Origin of the sequence: Lysobacter sp. (genome assembly GCF_035655815.1) — a bacterium.
Taxonomy (GTDB): Bacteria; Pseudomonadota; Gammaproteobacteria; order Xanthomonadales; family Xanthomonadaceae; genus Lysobacter_J.
The window spans coordinates 1-13,564 of the sequence record NZ_DASRTS010000001.1 but is presented as its reverse complement, the minus strand read 5'-3'; the positions used below and the strand labels follow the sequence as shown (position 1 = coordinate 13,564).

The 13,564-nt window shown below is 64.0% G+C and carries 12 protein-coding genes and 1 tRNA gene; 8 read left to right on the top strand and 5 right to left on the bottom strand.

The genetic code is table 11. The annotated features are described in order from the left end of the window. The first annotated feature begins 4 nt into the window (after positions 1-4). Positions 5-895 carry an arginase family protein gene (locus VFE83_RS00065; RefSeq protein ID WP_324902820.1) on the top strand — a complete coding sequence of 297 codons (891 nt, stop codon included), beginning with the start codon at positions 5-7 and terminating at the stop codon, positions 893-895. A gap of 198 nt (positions 896-1,093) precedes the next feature. Here VFE83_RS00065 and VFE83_RS00060 read toward each other — a convergent pair whose 3' ends face one another. Next, positions 1,094-1,978: an NAD(P)H-dependent oxidoreductase gene (locus tag VFE83_RS00060; protein WP_324902819.1), complete on the bottom strand. Its 885-nt coding sequence runs from the start codon at positions 1,976-1,978 to the stop codon at positions 1,094-1,096. An 85-nt stretch (positions 1,979-2,063) separates the two neighbouring features. Between VFE83_RS00060 and VFE83_RS00055 the strand changes: the two genes are divergently transcribed. After that, positions 2,064-2,960, top strand: a complete 897-nt coding sequence (locus VFE83_RS00055; protein ID WP_324902818.1) for a LysR family transcriptional regulator — start codon at positions 2,064-2,066, stop codon at positions 2,958-2,960. A gap of 246 nt (positions 2,961-3,206) precedes the next feature. Here VFE83_RS00055 and VFE83_RS00050 read toward each other — a convergent pair. Continuing rightward, positions 3,207-3,282, bottom strand: a tRNA-Ile gene (locus VFE83_RS00050). A 70-nt stretch (positions 3,283-3,352) separates the two neighbouring features. After that, complete coding sequence (locus VFE83_RS00045; RefSeq protein WP_324902817.1) at positions 3,353-5,731, bottom strand: GH92 family glycosyl hydrolase; 2,379 nt, start codon at positions 5,729-5,731, stop codon at positions 3,353-3,355. Between the two features lie 193 nt (positions 5,732-5,924). Here VFE83_RS00045 and VFE83_RS00040 point away from each other — a divergent pair, with 193 nt between their 5' ends. Genes VFE83_RS00040 through VFE83_RS00020 form a run of 5 tightly spaced genes read left to right on the top strand, consistent with a single transcriptional unit; the run spans position 5,925 to position 11,823 of the window. Then, entirely contained in the window at positions 5,925-6,959 is a 1,035-nt protein-coding gene (locus VFE83_RS00040; protein WP_324902816.1) for a LacI family DNA-binding transcriptional regulator, read from the top strand. After that, a complete protein-coding gene (locus tag VFE83_RS00035) occupies positions 6,956-8,242 on the top strand; it encodes a sugar MFS transporter (protein WP_324902815.1) in 1,287 nt (428 codons plus the stop codon). The genes VFE83_RS00040 and VFE83_RS00035 overlap by 4 nt, the downstream gene beginning before the upstream one ends. Then, the gene (locus VFE83_RS00030; protein ID WP_324902814.1) at positions 8,239-9,234 is read left to right on the top strand and encodes a carbohydrate kinase; all 996 of its coding nucleotides are present in this window, start codon (positions 8,239-8,241) and stop codon (positions 9,232-9,234) included. Before VFE83_RS00035 ends, VFE83_RS00030 begins: the two co-directional genes overlap by 4 nt. Then, positions 9,231-10,460 (top strand): AGE family epimerase/isomerase, encoded by a 1,230-nt coding sequence (locus tag VFE83_RS00025; RefSeq protein ID WP_324902813.1) that lies wholly within the window; start codon positions 9,231-9,233, stop codon positions 10,458-10,460. The genes VFE83_RS00030 and VFE83_RS00025 overlap by 4 nt, the downstream gene beginning before the upstream one ends. Before the next feature lies 1 nt (position 10,461). Continuing rightward, the gene (locus VFE83_RS00020; protein WP_324902812.1) at positions 10,462-11,823 is read left to right on the top strand and encodes a glycoside hydrolase family 47 protein; all 1,362 of its coding nucleotides are present in this window, start codon (positions 10,462-10,464) and stop codon (positions 11,821-11,823) included. Between the two features lie 39 nt (positions 11,824-11,862). On the opposite strand, the gene VFE83_RS00015 is transcribed toward VFE83_RS00020, so the two are convergent. Continuing rightward, complete coding sequence (locus VFE83_RS00015) at positions 11,863-12,330, bottom strand: hypothetical protein (RefSeq protein WP_324902811.1); 468 nt, start codon at positions 12,328-12,330, stop codon at positions 11,863-11,865. 127 nt (positions 12,331-12,457) lie between these two features. Here VFE83_RS00015 and VFE83_RS00010 point away from each other — a divergent pair, with 127 nt between their 5' ends. Then, the gene (locus tag VFE83_RS00010; protein WP_324902810.1) at positions 12,458-12,637 is read left to right on the top strand and encodes a SnoaL-like domain-containing protein; all 180 of its coding nucleotides are present in this window, start codon (positions 12,458-12,460) and stop codon (positions 12,635-12,637) included. A gap of 2 nt (positions 12,638-12,639) precedes the next feature. On the opposite strand, the gene VFE83_RS00005 is transcribed toward VFE83_RS00010, so the two are convergent. After that, positions 12,640-13,371, bottom strand: a complete 732-nt coding sequence (locus tag VFE83_RS00005; RefSeq protein ID WP_324902809.1) for a Fic family protein — start codon at positions 13,369-13,371, stop codon at positions 12,640-12,642. Between the last annotated feature and the right edge of the window lie 193 nt (positions 13,372-13,564).

Below are 13,564 nucleotides of genomic sequence, written 5' to 3'. Positions count from 1 at the left end.
CGTCATGCCGAACTTCCTGCGAAACTACGCGATCATCGAGGCGCCGTCTTCGCTTGGCCTTGCCACTGAAGGGGTTGAGCGGCTGCCTGGCCGATTGCTGGAGCTCGGTCTCGCCGAACGCATCGGCGCACGTCTCGCCGGGCAACTCTCCGTCCCCGCACCGAGTGCTGAACGCGACCCGGAAACTGGTGTGCTCAATGCTCCGGCCATTGCTGCCTGGTCGCCGCAACTTGCCAATGCCGTGGAAGCGGTGTTGGAAGCGAATGAGTTTCCAGTGGTGCTCGGCGGCGACTGCACGATCCTGCTAGGCCCTATGCTCGCTCTCCGCCGGCGCGGGCGCTACGGCCTTCTTTTCATTGATGGGAACGCCGATTTCTTTCAGCCCGAGGCGGAGCCCAAAGGCGAAGGCGCGTCGATGGACCTCGCGTGGGTGACGGGTCATGGGCCTGGCCTGCTAACAAATATCGAGGGGCGCACGCCTCTGGTCCGGGCGGAGGATACGGTTGCCTTCGGCTACCGTGACCATGAGGATCAGAAGAGTGCCGGCAGCCAAATGCTGCCATCCGAACTCAAGGCGTTTGACCTTCCCGCGATCCGCGCGATGGGCGTCGAAGCGGCCGCGCGCGTAGCCGTCGAGCATCTGACCCGCCCCGGGCTCGACGGCTTCTTCGTCCATCTCGATGCCGATGTGCTCGACGATGCCATCATGCCAGCGGTCGACTTCCGCGTGCCCGGCGGGCTGTCCTGGAATCAGCTAAGGATAGTGCTGCAGGTAGCGCTTGAGAGCGGCAAGGCAGCGGGACTTGAAGTGGCAATCTATAATCCCGCCCTCGACGAGGATGGCAGCGCCGGCCGCGGGCTTACCGATGTGCTAGTCGCGGCGCTAGCCGACTGAACCATGCGGATCGCACTTTCGGCAACGACGTATTTGCCAGCGCATTTTCTGCGGCGTGGCCCAAGTGCAGGTGGTCAGCATTACGATCAGGCCCGGGGCGACCGCGCCGGCGCGTCAACATGTTTGACGCTGGGCCTGCCGCAAGCATCTGCGTTCTTTTGCGATGGCGGACGTTTGGCCGGCGAGTCCGCTTGAGGTTCAAGGCATAACCAGACTTCCTGTCTCGACGCCGCAATCACGAACATCGTCACCTCGCTCCTCCAGGTTGGCGGAGGAAATGCAACGATCCTTCTGCACGCCGGCGGCAGACCAGGAACCATCGGCTATGTGAACCATCAAGCCGGCCTGATTCGGCGCGACATGGTCGGCCAGTACGTGGCGGTCCGGATAGTCGCCGCCGTTCTGGGGGCGGAAGGCAATGGGTTCTTCCTCGAACAGCCGTTCCACCCGACCTCGCCAGGCAGCGGCGGCTTCGGCCATGCCCTTTGCATCGAGACCTGCAGCTCCATAGACCGCGAAGGTGGGCAATACCTGCATGCCGGGGAAGAACAGCGTGCCATGCGTTATGGGAAAGAGCAGTTGTTCCAGCGGTCCGTTGATGCCACGAGACGAGTAGTCGATCGCCGGACCGCCGACGGACACGGCAAGCAGCGCACGTTTCCCCGCCAAGCCGCCTTGGCCGTAGCGATAGGTGTTGCCTGCATCTCGATATCCATAGGCCAGGCCATAGGCCCATACCCGGTCCACCCATCCCTTCATGATGGCCGGCATGCCGAACCACCAAAGAGGGAACAGCAGGATCACTGCATCGGCGGCCAGGACCTTTCGCTGTTCCTCCTCGACATCGGGCGTCTGGCAACCGTTGGCGAATGCGTGTCCCGATTCCTCGATGAAGGACAGGCGATCCTGATTGGCGCGCTCTGGAAAATCCTGATCGTCGAACACCGCCTTCCATCCCATGGCGTACAGGTCTGACTCCATGACGTCATGACCTTGGGCCTTCAGCACCTCGATGGCGGTCTCGACGAGTTGATGCGTCACGGACGTCCGTTCGGGGTGGGCGTGGACAAGAAGAACCTTCATCAACGGTGCTCCATCGGCGAATGGAGGTACGTTAGGCCTGTGTTCGCTATAGTAGAAATGAATTTGACGGATTCCTGGTATTGGAATGACAAATTCCCTGAGGCGCGTCGATCTGAATCTGCTGGTCACGCTCGACGCCTTGCTGATCGAGCACAACGTGACCCGCGCGGCCGAGCGCCTGCACCTTTCGCAGCCCACCGTAAGCTTGCAGCTCGCCAGGCTGCGGGAATTCTTCGGCGATCCGTTGCTGTTGCCCGGTCCTCGCGGCATGCGTCCGACCGCGCGTGCCGACGAGTTGCGTGAACCGCTGCGACAAGCGCTGGCTGCCCTGGAGCACGCGGTGGCCCCGTCGCAGCCTTTCGATCCCGCCCAGGCCAGGCAGACCTGGCGCATTGGTGCATTCGATTACAGCGAGTTCACCATCCTGCTGCCCGCCCTGACAGCACTGCGCGCAGCTGCGCCGGCGACACGCGTGGCCGTCGTACAAAGCGCTCCCTCTCAAGTGGCAAGGAAGGCGGAGCAAGGAGACATCGACCTGGCGTTCCTCACCGGTGCCGAAGCGCCGTCGGACCTGCGCCGCCGACTGATGTTCACCGAGCGCTATGTGTTGGCTGGTCGCGCTGGGCATCCCGGTCTGAAACGCCGTCCGACCCTGGCGCAGTTCTGCAAGCTCGGCCATGCGATCGTGTCGCCCGACGGTGGCGGATTCCATGGCGTGACGGATACCGCGCTGGCGGAGCGGGGCATGACACGCCAGGTCGCGCTGTCCGTGCCGCACTTCCTGTTTCTGGGCGCAGTGTTGGCGAGCACCGATCTGGTGGCGATGGTGCCGTCGCGGTTGGTGCGCGGCAATGCCGCGCTGCAGGTGGTCGAGCCGCCGCTCGACGTTCCGGGTTTCGAGATGTTCATGCTCTGGCCCGAGCGAGTCCATCGCGATCCAGGGCACCAATGGTTGCGCGAACACATTGCCAGTTCGATATGAGCGCTGCCGTTAGAGCGCCCCCAGACATCCTCGCTGCCTTCGCTTCTTTCAACTCAAGCAAGCGGAATCGAGATCAGAACGTAGGGCGCAACAGTATTGCGCCGTGGTCTGCGACTGATTGATCTCACCACACGTCTCCGCGAGCACGTTCAACTCGTGCCGCCCTACTTCAGTCGTGCTCCACCGACCCAGTGGAGGCGAAGAAGAACGAGCGAGCAGCAGCAGCGAACAACTTGTTCCCAAGCATGGTGGGCCCAGCAGGATTCGAACCTGCAACCAAGGGATTATGAGTCCCCTGCTCTAACCGTTGAGCTATAGGCCCGTGGGCTGCGCAGTTTAGCAGGGTGCCGATGCGCGCCCGCGGGTTACGCGGGCGCTCTCCATGGCTCCGCTCAGCGGGCCGACATGGAATATGGGCGCTGGTCCGTGGCGGTGCCCCAAGTCTTGTTGGGCTGGGCCTGCATGACGAAGCGCAGTTCGCCGCCGGCCAGGATTTCCTCGTGGCTGATGTACGCGCGCTCCAGCGGTTTGCCGTTGAGCGTGGCGCTGCCGATGTAGTGGTGCGCCTCGTCCAGGCCTTCGGCGATGACGGTGAAGCGCTTGCCGTTGGGCAGGTTGAGCGTGGCGCGCGGCAGGAATGGGCGGCCGATGACGTACTGGTTGCTGCCCGGCGCGACCGGGTAGAAGCCCAGCGCGGTGAACACGTACCAAGCCGACATCTGGCCGAGGTCGTCGTTGCCTGCCAGCCCGTCGGGGCGCGGTGCGTACTGCGTGGACATGATGTGGCCCAGTCGCGCCTGCGTACGCCACGGCTGGCCCGCATACGCGTACAGGTAGGCGACATGGTGGCTGGGTTCGTTGCCATGCGCGTACCAGCCAATCAGGCCGGTGATGTCTTCCATGTGTTCGAAGATCTTCGGATCGACCTTGGCATCGAACACCTGGTCGATGCGCGCGAGCAGCTGCGCTTCTCCGCCATGTGCGGCGGCGAGACCGGCGATGTCGTGCGGCACGTACCACGAGTACTGCCACGCATTGCCTTCGGTGTAGTCGGTGCCGTAGCCGCTGGCGGTGGGATCGAACGGTTCGCGGAAACTGCCGTCGCGCTTGCGCGCACGCATGAAGCCGGTGCCCGGATCGAACGCGTTGCGCCAGTTGGCCGCGCGCTTCTCGAACTGCGCGGCGACGTCGTTGCGACCCATGGCCTGCGCCATGCGCGCGATGGTCCAATCGTCGAACGCGTATTCGAGCGTCTTCGACGCCGCCTCGCCTTCTTCGTCGATGGGCACGTAGCCCAGCTGCATGTACTGCGCGATGCCGTCGTAGGGGCCGTAACTGGCGCTGTCGACCATCGCCTGCAGCGCATGGTCCGCATCGAAGCCACGGATGCCTTTCATGTAGGCATCCGCGATCACCGGCACCGCGTGGTAGCCGATCATGCACCACGTCTCCTGCCCATGGAACGACCACACGGGCAGCACGCCGTACGGGCTGTGGCGATGCGAGGCAAGCAGCGAGTTGATGAAGTCGGCATTGCGCTGCTCCGGCTGCACCAGCGTCAGCAGCGGATGCAGCGCGCGGTACGTGTCCCACAGCGAGAAGGTCGAGTAATGGGTGAAGCCCTCGGCCTGGTGCACCGCGTTGTCGGGCCCGCGATAGCGGCCGTCGCTGTCCATGAAGAGGCTGGGGCCCATCAGCGTGTGGTACAGCGCGGTGTAGAAGCTGCGCTTCATCGCTTCCGGCGCATCGATGTCCACCGCAGCCAGCGCCTGCGTCCATTGCATCTTGGCGTCGCGGCGCACGGTATCGAAATCCCACCCCGGCATCTCGGCATCGAGGTTGGCGATGGCGTTGTCTTCGCTCACCGGCGAGATCGCGACCTTGACGATCATCGTCTGCCCGGCGGCATCGGCGAAGTCGAACGCGCCGACGAGTTGCCGTCCCTCGATCTGCGCACGCTGGCGCGGGTCCTTCTCGCCCGGAGGCGGAAAGCCCTTGTAAACCACGTCCTGCTCGGTGTCGTGCAACTGGTGGCCACTCACCGGTCGCGAGAACCGCATCGCGAAATACAACTGCCGGCCGGGTGCCCAGCCGCGCGTTTCGCGGAAGCCGGTGACCGTGCCGTCGGGACGAAGGCGCAGGCGCGACCACTGCACCTTGCCAGGGTAGTCGTACATGCTGGTGCGCAGGTCCACCAGCACATGCGCGGGCTTGCCCTTGGGGAAGCGGTAGCGGTGCACGCCGACGCGCGCGCTGGCAGTGAGTTCGGCGCGGATGCCGTAATCCTGCAGCGTCACGGCGTAGTAGCCCGGTTCGGCGGTCTCGCCCTCGTGGCTGAAGCGGGAGGTGTAGCCGCTGCCGGGCTTCGATACGTCGCCGCGCTCCAGCTTCACCTCGCCTGCGATCGGCATGACCAGCACGTCCCCCAGATCCGAGTGTCCGGTGCCGGAGAAATGGGTATGCGAGAAGCCGACGATGGTCTGGTCGTCGTAGCGGTAGCCGGCGGCCCAGTCGTAGCCCTCCTTGCGCGACTTGATCTGGGTGTCCGGGCTCAGCTGCACCATGCCGAAGGGAACCGTCGCGCCCGGGAAGGTGTGCCCTTCGCCGCCCGTGCCGATGAAGGGATCGACCGCGGCGTAGGCGCGGCTGCCGGCGTCCGTCGCCGTCGCCGTCGCCGTCGCCGTCGCTGCCGACGCGACGCCAGCGGCCGCCCACAGGCACAGGACCGCGCCGAGCCGGCGCAACGGAGAAGAACAGGCATGAGGGGACATGGAGGCTCCTGGTCCTGGCGGCGCACCGGCCGGAATTTAGATCGTTCTAAACGGCGCACCCTAGCACGCAGTCCGGCGGGTCTCATGTTGCGGCGCAAGGTTGCGACCCCGTCAGCGAAGTCGCAGGATGCGGCAATTTAGAACGATCCAAATCCATGCGCGCCAACCCGGCCTTCCTGCCATGAGCGCTCCCATGCCGGCTTCCCGCGGCCGCGTGACGCTGACCGACATCGCACGCGCCTGCGACCTGTCGCGCGCGACGATCTCGCTGGTGCTGCGGGGCAGCCCGCTGGTGAATGCCGAAACGCGCGCGCGCGTGGAGGCCGAACTCAAGCGGCAGGGCTACGTCTATCACCGCGGCGCGGCCAACCTGCGGCGCAAGGTATCGTCGGCCGTGGCGCTGGTCATCAATGACCTGTCCAATCCGTTCTTCGCCGAGTTCGCCGCCGGCGTCGACGAGGCGCTGGCGGACGCGGGCTACGTGACCCTGCTCGGCAGCACGGGCGAGTCGGCCGAGCGCCAGCAGGCGGTGCTGTCCTCGCTGCTGGAGCACGACCCGGCCGGCATCATCCTCTCGCCGGCGGAAGGCAGCGATGCCGCGCGCGTGCGCAACCTGCTCGGCACGCGCACGCCGATGCTGGTGTTCAACCGCGAGCTCGGCGGCGAATGGGATTACCTGGCGCTGGACAACGTGCGTGGGGCGCGGCTGGCAACCGAACACCTGATCGCGCAGGGCCACCGACGCATCGCGTTCTTCGGTGGACATCAGGATTCCAGCTCGTGCCGGCAGCGACGCGAAGGTTATCGCGCAGCGCTGCACGACGCCAGCATCGCGCCGCAACCGCAATGGCTGGTGGAGTGCGCGCCCACGCGACTGGAAGCGGCGCGGCAGACGGGCGCGCTGTTCGTGCGCGATCCCGCGCCGACCGCGGCGGTCTGTTACAACGACGCGGTCGCGCTGGGCCTGATGGCCGGGCTCGCCACGCGCGGACGTCGCGCCGGCCAGGACTTCGCCGTCACCGGTTTCGACGACATTCCCGAAGCGGCCGTCAGCGCGCCGCCGCTCACCACCGTCGCGGTGGAACCGCGCGCCCGCGGCCGGCAGGCGGCGGAGCTGATCCTGCAGCGGCTGCGCGATCCGCAATCGCCTGCCATGTTGACCATTCCGCCCGCGCGCCTGCTGGTGCGCGCCAGCAGCCAGGTCGTGCCCGACGGAGCCAGCGCATGAGTCGCAGCACGCTTTCGACCACCGCGGCCATCGCGGTGCTGACGACCATCTTCTTCACCTGGGGCGCGCTGACCAGCCTCAACGACGTGCTGATCCCGCATCTGAAAGCCGTGTTCGAAATGAACTACGCGCAGACGATGCTGATCCAGTTCACCTTCTTCAGCACCTACCTGCTGATGTCGCTGCCGGCCGGCAAGGTGGTGGCGCGGCACGGCTACAAGCGCAGCATCGTCATCGGCCTGTGCGTGGCCGGCATCGGCGCGCTGCTGTTCTTTCCGGCCGCACGCATTCCTTCGTATCCGCTGTTCCTGTTCGCGTTGTACGTGCTGGCCAGCGGCATCACGCTGCTGCAGGTGTCGGCCAATCCGTACATCGCGTTGCTGGGCGATCCGCAGAGCGCGTCGAGCCGGCTGACGCTGGCGCAGGCGCTCAACTCCTTCGGCCATACCATCGCCCCGGCGCTGATCGGTCCGCTGATCCTGTCAGTGGCGGTAATCGGCAGCGCCGAGCTGGCCCAACTGCCGCAGGCGCAGCAGGTGGCGTATCGCATCGCGCAGGCGGAGTCGGTGCAACTGCCGTACCTCGGCATCGCGCTGGGACTGTTCGTGCTGGCGATGTTCGTGGTGAGGTTCCGGCTGCCCGCGCTGACCGAAGCGACCGAACAGGCCGACCAGCAGCGCCACACCTTCGGCGAAGCGCTGCGTCATCGCCGCCTGCGCCTGGGCGTGCTGGCGATCTTCCTGTACGTCGGCGCGGAAGTGGCCATCGGCAGCTTCCTGATCAACTACATCGCCGACGCGCGCATCGGCGCCATGAGCGAGGCCGACGCCGCCCGCTACGTTTCGTATTACTGGGGCGCGGCGATGGTCGGTCGCTTCATCGGTTCATTCCTGCTGCGCCGCATCGAGCCGCGCGTGCTGCTGGGTGCGTTCGCACTTTTCGCCATCGCGCTGCTGGCGATCACGATGTCCAGCGCCGGCCCGGTCGCGATGTGGAGCGTGATTGCTGTGGGCCTGTTCAACTCCATCATGTTCCCGACCATCTTCACCCTGGGCATCGACAGGCTGGGCCCGCTGACCAGCAAGGCCTCGAGCCTGCTGGTGATGGCCATCGTCGGCGGCGCGGTCGTGCCGCTGGCGCAAGGACTGCTGGCCGATCGCATCGGCGTGCAGATGGCCTTCGTGCTGCCCCTACTCTGCTATGGCTACATCGCCTGGTACGGCTTCCGCGGCGCGCGGCGCGAACGGGCCGATGCCGCCGTCCCGTCGGTGGTGCAGTCGTGACCGCCACTTCCGCACACACGGCCATCGTCTGTTTCGGCGAGGCATTGATCGACTTCCTCGCGTTGCCGCCGGAACCGGGCCAGCCGCGCCACTTCGTCGAGTTCGCCGGCGGCGCGCCGGCCAACGTGAGTGCCGCGGTCGCGCGACTGGGCGGGCAAGCGCGCTTCGTCGGCATGCTGGGCCGTGACATGTTCGGCGAGTTCCTGATGTCGCAACTGCGCAGCTTCGGCGTCGATACGCGCTACACGGTGCATACCTCCGAGGCGCGCACGGCACTGGCGTTCGTTTCGCTCGAGGACGACGGCGAGCGCAGCTTCAGCTTCTACCGGCCACCCGCGGCCGACCTGCTGTTCCGCGAGGAGCACTTCGACCCGCGGTGTTTCGACGACGCCGCCGTGCTGCACGTGTGTTCCAACAGCCTGACCGAGACGGAGATCGCCGATACCACGTTGGCCGGCATGCGCCTGGCGCGCGAGCGCGGCGCGATGGTGAGCATGGACCTCAACCTGCGTCCATCGCTGTGGCCCGAAGGCGTCGACCCGGCGCCACGGCTGTGGGATGCGCTGACGCACGCGGACGTGGTGAAGCTGTGCCGCAGCGAGGCCGACTTCCTCATCCGCCGCGCGGGCGGGCACGACGCCATGCTGCGCCGGCTCTGGCAGGGCCAGGTGCGCTGCGTGTTCATCACCGACGGCGGCAGTCCGATCCGCTGGTTCACCCGCGAAGCAAGCGGCGAAGTGCCCGCGTTCCGCATCGATGCGATCGATACCACCGCGGCGGGCGATGCGTTCGTCGGTGCGCTGCTCACGCGCCTGGTCGAGCGCGACATCACGGCCGGAACGCTGCCTGCGTGGCTGTCGGACGAGGCGGCGATCGTCGATACGGTGCGCCATGCCGCGGCGGGCGGCGCGCTCGCTGCCACGCGTCATGGCGCGTTCGCGGCGATGCCGACGCGCGACGAGATCCACACCCTGCTGAGCACGCAAGCATGAGCCAGGCCGGCAATCCCGATTTCCGCAGCGAGGCGTTCCTGCGCGCGCACATCACCGACACGATGGCCTTCTACCATCCGCGGGCGATCGACCCGGCGGGTGGCTTCTTCCACTACTTCCTGGATGACGGCAGCGTTTACGACGCATCGCACCGGCATCTGGTGAGCAGCACGCGCTTCGTCTTCAACTACGCGATGGCGGCGCGCGAGTTCGGCAACGCCGAGTACGTCGGCTTCGCGCGGCACGGCCTGCGCTACCTGCGCGACGTGCATCGCGATGCGCAAAGCGGCGGTTACGCCTGGACGATTCGCGACGGCGTCGCGGAAGACCGCACCAACCATTGCTACGGCGTGGCGTTCGTTCTGCTGGCGTACGCCACGGCGATGAAGGCCGGCATCGACGAGGCCGCGCCTTGGCTCGACGAAACCTGGGACTTACTGGAACTGCGCTTCTGGGACCCCGGCGCTGGCCTATATCGCGACGAAGCCGACGCGGAGTGGAACTTCTCCAGTTACCGCGGCCAGAACGCCAACATGCACATGTGCGAGGCGATGCTGGCCGCGTACGAGGCGAGCGCGCAGCCACGTTACCTGGAGCGTGCCCTCACGCTGGCCGACCACATGACACGCCGCCAGGCAGCGCAGGCCGGCGGCCTGGTGTGGGAGCACTACGACCAGGACTGGAACATCGACTGGGACTATCATCGCGACGATCCCAAACACCTGTTCCGTCCATGGGGCTTCCAGCCGGGCCACCAGACCGAATGGGCGAAGCTGTTGCTGATCCTCGATGGCCATCTCCGCGATTGCGGCACGCCACAGCCGTGGCTGCGCGACACGGCGCGGCATCTGTTCGACACCGCGGTTGCGCGCGCGTGGGACGACGAATTCGGCGGCCTCCAGTACGGCTTCGCACCGGCGCCGGATTACGCAGTCTGCGACGACGACAAATACTTCTGGGTGCAGGCGGAGTCGCTCGCCGCCGCCGCTCGGCTGGCCGAAGCGACCGGAGACGACGCGTACTGGGACTGGTACGACCGCCTTTGGGACTACGCATGGCGGCACTTCGTCGACCACCGCTACGGCGCGTGGTACCGCATTCTCGACCGGCGCAACCGCAAGTACGGCGACGAGAAGAGCCCCGCCGGCAAGACCGACTACCACACCATGGGCGCATGCCATGACGTCCTGCACGTGTTGCGCACGCGCGCGAAGGGAGAACGTTGAGATGCGATCGGACCTTCTTCGTTCCTCCTTGCTCGCCTGCCTGCTATTAGTCCCCACGATCGGCGTCGCGGCCAAACCTCCCCATGAAGTAGAAGCCGCGACGTCGATCGTCTACACCGATGCGCAGGCCGCACGCGCTGCGGAACGGGTGAAGGCGGAATTCCTGCATGCCTGGCGCGGCTACCGTCGCCATGCGTGGGGCCACGACGCACTCAAGCCATTGAGCAACACCGCGCACGATTGGTACGGCCAGTCGTTGCTGATGACGCCGGTCGATGCACTCGACACGCTGATCCTGATGGGGCTGAACGAGGAGGCACGCGATGCACGCGAGTTGATCGCCACGCAGCTGTCGTTCGATCGCGACATCGACGTGAAGCACTTCGAGATCGTCATCCGCCTGCTCGGCGGATTGCTGTCCGGTTACCAGCTCACCGGCGACCAGCGCCTGCTGGATCTGGCGAAGGACCTGGGCACGCGGTTGCTGCCGGCGTTCGATTCGCCCACGGGCCTGCCATACGTGTACGTGAACCTGCGCACCGGCAAGGCGCGCGGGAACGAGAGCAATCCCGCCGAAGCCGGCACGTTGCTGCTCGAGTACGGCACGCTGAGCAAGCTGACCGGCAACCCGGTGTTCTACCAGGAGGCCAAGCGCGCGCTGACCGAGACCTACAAGCGCCGCTCGAAGATCGGCCTGGTCGGCGAGCGCTTCGACGTCACCACCGGCCAGTGGACGCAGACACGCAGCCACGTCGGCGCGCGCATCGACTCGTATTACGAATACCTGTGGAAGTGCTGGACGCTGTTCGGCGACGAGGACTGCCGCGCGATGTGGCAGGACAGCATCGCCGCGGCCAACCGGTACTACCCCGAGGAAGTGGACGGCGCGTTGTGGGTCGGCCACGTGGACATGCACACCGGCAAGCGCCTGGCCAGCCGCTACGGTGCACTCCATGCGTTCTGGCCCGGGCTGCTGGCGCTGTCGGGCGACATCGCGCAGGCGCGCCGCCTGCAGGAGTCGTCGTACGCCATGTGGAAGCAGCACGGCCTCGAGCCGGAGGCCTACGACTACCGCAAGCGTGAAGTCACCTCGCCCGGCTATCCGCTGCGGCCGGAGATCATCGAATCGGCGTGGTACTTGCACCGCCTGACCGGCGATGCGCAGTACCGCGCGATGGGTGAGCAGATGCTCGACGACTTCGTTCGCTACACGCGCACCGATTCCGGCTTCGCCACGCTGAAGAACGTGGTGACCAAGGAGAAGGCCGACGATATGGAAAGCTTCGTGCTGGCCGAGACGCTCAAGTACTTCTACCTGCTGTTCGCACCACCGCAACGCTGGACCCGGCAAAGGTCGTGCTGACTACGGAAGCGCATCCGCTGCGGCGGACGTGGGAGTGACTCACGCGATCACTCCGGTCATCACGAGAGCGACGACGACCGGCAGCATCACGACGAACGCGACGACGCAGCAAAGCAGCCCGACGCCGAAGGCACGCCAGTTCGAGTAGGTGCGGCCGCTTGCGCAGTACTCGTCGATGCGCTCGCCCTGCAGGTGCTTGGCGAGGTACGACGCAGCAAAGAGCTGCGGAAGCGTGAAGGCGATTGCCGGCACGCTCTCGGGCAGCGTGAACACCAGCGCGAAGACGAGCACGGTAGCAAGCGCACCCGAGGCCACCGCCTGCCGCGCACGAGCGTGGTCGCCCAGCGCGCGGTAGTTGCGCGACATCAGCCAGCCGGCGGCCAGCGGCGTGCCCATGAAGGTGCCGAGCACGATACCCGAGACCCGGTACAGCCGGGCGCCCGGTTCGGCAATCGCTGCGTCGAGCGGCGCTACGGCCGGGCTTCGGTATGGATTCGTCTCATCCATTGGATCCCCATGCATGCCGCCCCCGCGGCTCCGCCGAGCTTACGCTATCGGTGCTAGGTCACGCTGCTGACAGCACGCTGTCAGTCACTGCGGTCCAAGCTGGCGGTCCCAACACAAGGAACAACGCATGGACACGAAGACCAATGACATCGCTCAGGTCGCACAACGCCTCGTCGAACTCTGCCGCACCGGTCAGTACGACCAGGCGCAACAGGAGCTCTACGCCGAGGACGCCATCAGCATCGAGGGCGACGGCCAGAAGCCCGATGCGGTCACCCGCGGCAAGAAAAATGTAAATTTGGAGTAACTCTAAATTCCTAAAACTATCTGATAAGGCTTAAATCCTTCTAGCACTGCATCAGAAACTAGCTGAATAAAAGGCTCTGTCTTTTCATAAGCCATCCATTGATCCAATGCTTCATAGTAAGCCAAACGATTCTCTACTGTAATCACGCATGGTGGATAACCAGCTTTCATTAGTTCCAAGTTCATGAGTAGACGTGATGTACGGCCATTACCATCAATAAAGGGATGAATACCAACGAAATCAGCATGAACTTTGGCTGCACGTTCAATGGGATGAAATGTATGGGCGGCACTATTATACCAATCAACTAAATGAGTCATCTTGTCATTTAATAGAGTGTAATCAGGTGGCATAGTTGTAGCACCAGAGATTAAGACATTCTGTTGGCGATATCGACCAGCATTGTCATCGTCAATATTTTTTAAAATGAGCTGATGAATATTTCTAATTTGCCATTCAGAAAATGGTTCTTCTTTTCGAATGATGTCTTCAACATAAAAAATAGCATTTCTATGATTAATGGCTTCGAAGTGTTCTCTTAATGCTTTTCCACCAACAGTAATTCCTTCTAAGACTACTTTGGTTTCTAATAGAGTGAGCGTATTACCTTCAATAGCATTGGAATGGTAAGTCCATCGAACAATAAGATCCTCTTGTAAGTTTTTGACAATAGAAGTGGAAAGAGGGCGATGCTGATCTAATTTAGCTTTCAAATCATCAATAATTTCAAACATTACCTCTGTCCTAGAGTTCTCATTTATAAGCAATAATACATTAAAAATAATTTGCAATATATGAAATGATATAACATTACAAATTTTATCCAGATTTAAATGTGCTATACTTTTATACATTCATTGAAAGGTTTTTTCTAAGCCCTAAGTTTCAGAAATACCACCGAAACTTTAGTGGGTCAAAATTGGGTCA

Coding starts and splice junctions, on each gene's coding strand:
- VFE83_RS00065 (WP_324902820.1), top strand. CDS start 5: ATGCCGAACTTCCTGCGAAACTACGCGATCATCGAGGCGCCGTCTTCG.
- VFE83_RS00060 (WP_324902819.1), bottom strand. CDS start 1,978: ATGAAGGTTCTTCTTGTCCACGCCCACCCCGAACGGACGTCCGTGACG.
- VFE83_RS00055 (WP_324902818.1), top strand. CDS start 2,064: ATGACAAATTCCCTGAGGCGCGTCGATCTGAATCTGCTGGTCACGCTC.
- VFE83_RS00045 (WP_324902817.1), bottom strand. CDS start 5,731: ATGTCCCCTCATGCCTGTTCTTCTCCGTTGCGCCGGCTCGGCGCGGTC.
- VFE83_RS00040 (WP_324902816.1), top strand. CDS start 5,925: ATGCCGGCTTCCCGCGGCCGCGTGACGCTGACCGACATCGCACGCGCC.
- VFE83_RS00035 (WP_324902815.1), top strand. CDS start 6,956: ATGAGTCGCAGCACGCTTTCGACCACCGCGGCCATCGCGGTGCTGACG.
- VFE83_RS00025 (WP_324902813.1), top strand. CDS start 9,231: ATGAGCCAGGCCGGCAATCCCGATTTCCGCAGCGAGGCGTTCCTGCGC.
- VFE83_RS00020 (WP_324902812.1), top strand. CDS start 10,462: ATGCGATCGGACCTTCTTCGTTCCTCCTTGCTCGCCTGCCTGCTATTA.
- VFE83_RS00015 (WP_324902811.1), bottom strand. CDS start 12,330: ATGGATGAGACGAATCCATACCGAAGCCCGGCCGTAGCGCCGCTCGAC.
- VFE83_RS00010 (WP_324902810.1), top strand. CDS start 12,458: ATGGACACGAAGACCAATGACATCGCTCAGGTCGCACAACGCCTCGTC.
- VFE83_RS00005 (WP_324902809.1), bottom strand. CDS start 13,371: ATGTTTGAAATTATTGATGATTTGAAAGCTAAATTAGATCAGCATCGC.